Origin of the sequence: uncultured Gimesia sp., assembly GCF_937910335.1 — a bacterium.
Classification (GTDB): domain Bacteria; phylum Planctomycetota; class Planctomycetia; order Planctomycetales; family Planctomycetaceae; genus Gimesia.
This window is the reverse complement of record NZ_CALEMX010000571.1, coordinates 1-3,048: the sequence shown is the minus strand read 5'-3', so window position 1 is coordinate 3,048 and position 3,048 is coordinate 1. Positions and strand designations below refer to the sequence as shown.

Annotated in this window: 2 protein-coding genes; one reads left to right on the top strand and one right to left on the bottom strand. The window is 45.6% G+C overall.

The features are described from left to right. A partial coding sequence (locus tag Q0668_RS23435) for a DUF3179 domain-containing protein (protein WP_298868971.1) occupies positions 1–1,032 on the top strand: 1,032 nt, incomplete at its 5' end. A gap of 95 nt (positions 1,033–1,127) precedes the next feature. On the opposite strand, the gene Q0668_RS23430 is transcribed toward Q0668_RS23435, so the two are convergent. Further along, positions 1,128–2,447: a PQQ-binding-like beta-propeller repeat protein gene (locus Q0668_RS23430; protein ID WP_298868970.1), complete on the bottom strand. Its 1,320-nt coding sequence runs from the start codon at positions 2,445–2,447 to the stop codon at positions 1,128–1,130. Between the last annotated feature and the right edge of the window lie 601 nt (positions 2,448–3,048).

Genomic DNA, 3,048 nt, shown 5'->3' with positions numbered 1-3,048 from the left:
AAACCAGATTTACGTGTACGGTGTGCCACTTTTAAGTTCGGAAGATGGTGGCAAAGCAATGTAGCAGATTCCGAATTCAATACAGAAGGTCTGATATTGGCGGAAAGTGAAATTCACAATGGGGGAGTTCCTAAAGATGGAATTCCTGCCCTGACGGATCCGGAATTTATCAGCGTGGCAGATGCAGCATTTATGCAACCAGGCGACCGGTTAGCGGGAGTTGTTTTCGAAGGTCAAGCCCGAGCCTATCCATTGAAAATTATGGATTTGCACGAGGTAGTCAATGATAAAATCGGTAAGACTTCATTTGCAGTTACCTATTGCCCATTATGTGATTCGTTGGCAGTTTACAATCGGAAAGGGACAGGCGGTGATTTGGAGTTTGGAGTTTCTGGATTTTTATACAACAGTAACGTCTTGCTTTATGACCGATCCGGGTCAAGTGGAACTGATGGGCTGTGGTCTCAGATGATGTCGCAAGGGATTGCCGGACCGCGTGTCAAAGAAAAATTAGGTACTATGCCTGTTGAGCTGACGACCTGGGAAGACTGGAAACAGAGGTATCCGAAAACTCAAGTTCTCTCTGCTGATACAGGTCATTCACGTGATTATACTAATCGAGCTTATGCCCCCTATTTTGCGGATGATATGATCTTGATGTTTCAAGTCGAGAATCAGGACGCTCGTTTACCAAATAAATCCGCGCTATTGGGAGTCTGGGTGGGTGACAAGATGCGTGCCTACCCTGTTTCTGCTTTTCAACATCTCACAGAGCCCCAGAAATTGGAGCAGGAATTGGGAGGGGAAAAATTCACACTGGCTTATAATCCTCAAGCGAAATCGTTGCGCGTTGTGAATCCTGATAAAGCTGTGAGATGGATGTACTCTTTTTGGTTTGCCTGGTATGCATTCTATCCGGAGACCGAGTTATATTCCGCTCCGAATGTAGCAGGGATATCTGAAGTCGATATGAAGCAGGAAGTAGAAGCCAAGGAGAAGGCGACGATTCCTGCGAAAGCAGAGAAACCATAATCCTACGCCTGCTGATGCACTCCTGGTCGTTATTTAACTGACGACCAGGAGTGCTGTTCAGGATTCCGAGTTAAGTTGGCTTTCTGGATGCGTTTCTATTTCTGAAGACTTACGCGGACTAACTCTTTGTCGTTACGTGCAAAGAGTGATTTGTTTGCGAATGCGGGATGACTCCAGACAACCTGCCGTCCGAAGGCTTCATTCGTTGGTTCGAGTACGTGAAAGCGGCTGATTTCTTTGTAACCTGTTGGAGACAATGAGGCGAGGATCAAATCTCCTTTTTCGGTAAACAGGAAATACTGGTTGTTATGTTTGACGATGAATGCCGTCGCATGGCGATCGCGTCGGCCGGCATTGGTTACCTGTTTCGTAGTCCAGAGTCGTTTGCCATCTTTCAAATTGACTGCCATGAATTCTCCTGAATTGATATCGCAGCCATAAATAGTATTGCCTTCGATAAAAGGAGTGCTGTTACAGCAGAAGAGGGCAGAGCGAGTTTTTCCTTTCCAGACGACTTTGGCCGTTGGTTTTGAATCGTTTTTCAGATGGATCCAGGCCGCTTCGTCGCCAATTGCAGAGACGTAGAGAAAATCTCCCTGTTGACGAGGAACGGTGACTGACATGCCGTAACCGGGTTTGAGCGGGATCGTCCAGTAGACTTTGCCTGTTTTTGGATTGAGTGAATTGAGTGAAGCGGGATGCCAGATCAAAAGTTGTCTGGTTCCTTTATGTGAAATCATGGTTGGCGGGCAATAGCCGGTCTCCTTGTTATCGAGTGATCTCCAGAGCTCTTTGCCTGTATTTTTATCAAAAGCGACTGCGATTGATCCTTTGCCTCCTACCAGACAGTAGAGTGTGTCACCTTCCACCAGTGGGCTGGCAGCGTGCCCCCAGAAGGGGGTTTTGGCGTTGTAATCTGTTTTGAAATCCTTGCTCCAGATGACATTGCCGTTCTCTGCATTGAAGCAGATCAAATTTCCCTCAGCGCCCAGTGTATAGACTTTTCCATCAGCGACAGTGGGAGTGCAACGGGGGCCCGCTGCATAGGAGATATCGTAGGGAGAGTGATAGGAATGCTCCCAGAGAACTTTGCCGGTCTTTGCCGAGAAGCACAGAACGCGTTCCTGACCCTGTAGCTTAGAAGTCCCTCCTGGATTATTTACCAGTTCGCCTGATTTTTTGATGTAGTCCATCAGGTAGACTTTGTCGTCTACGACAGCCGGGCCACTGTATCCTAGTCCGACGGGAACCCGCCATTCGACTTTCAGTCCCTGTTTTGGAAAGGAGTCTACAATGCCGGAAGCATTCCAGATGCTGGCTCGATCTGGTCCTAGCCATTGTGGCCAATTTTCAGCGGCGGCGAACGAAGAACTGAAAAGCAGCAAAGTTACTGCAGAGAGAATTCGAACTGGCATTTGACTGAGTTCCTTTTTATTGATGGCAGGGTGGATTTTGTGTGTTTTAGTTACTGAACCACGATTCATTTTATTCACTGTTTAATGTAAAGGTTGACCGCGCAATGATCAACGTTCTGATTGTATCTTGTCCAAAAGGCGAATTCATTCAGATTTGAAAAAGAGATTGAATTTGGGGGAGATTGAGCGTTGAGCTCTGTTGGACAGTTTTAAAAACCGTTTTCAAAAGAGACCATGATATCGTCGTTATGGGGCTGAATAGTGGTTGTGGGAATTCAATTGTCAAGAATCAGCAGTTTTTTTGAGTCATCGTGATCAGGTCCGAAAAATGGTCGCATTCGAGTCTTATTCAGTTTTTCTTTGATGAGATGTGACAATGTGGAAAATTATTACGTGGATATCTGAGAAATTTGAATCGCACTCCTATTACTTTTGGTAAGACTGAGATGTCACATGCTCAAGCCGTGATCACCAAAAAGATGTGAAATGTGTGTGAGATTTAACAGAAGTCGGTATTAATATTGTACGGAATCAAGGATATGCTTTGGTCACCAGCTTATTTTAACTTTGTTAAGTTTAGGTTTCATAGCGATTTTCTAGT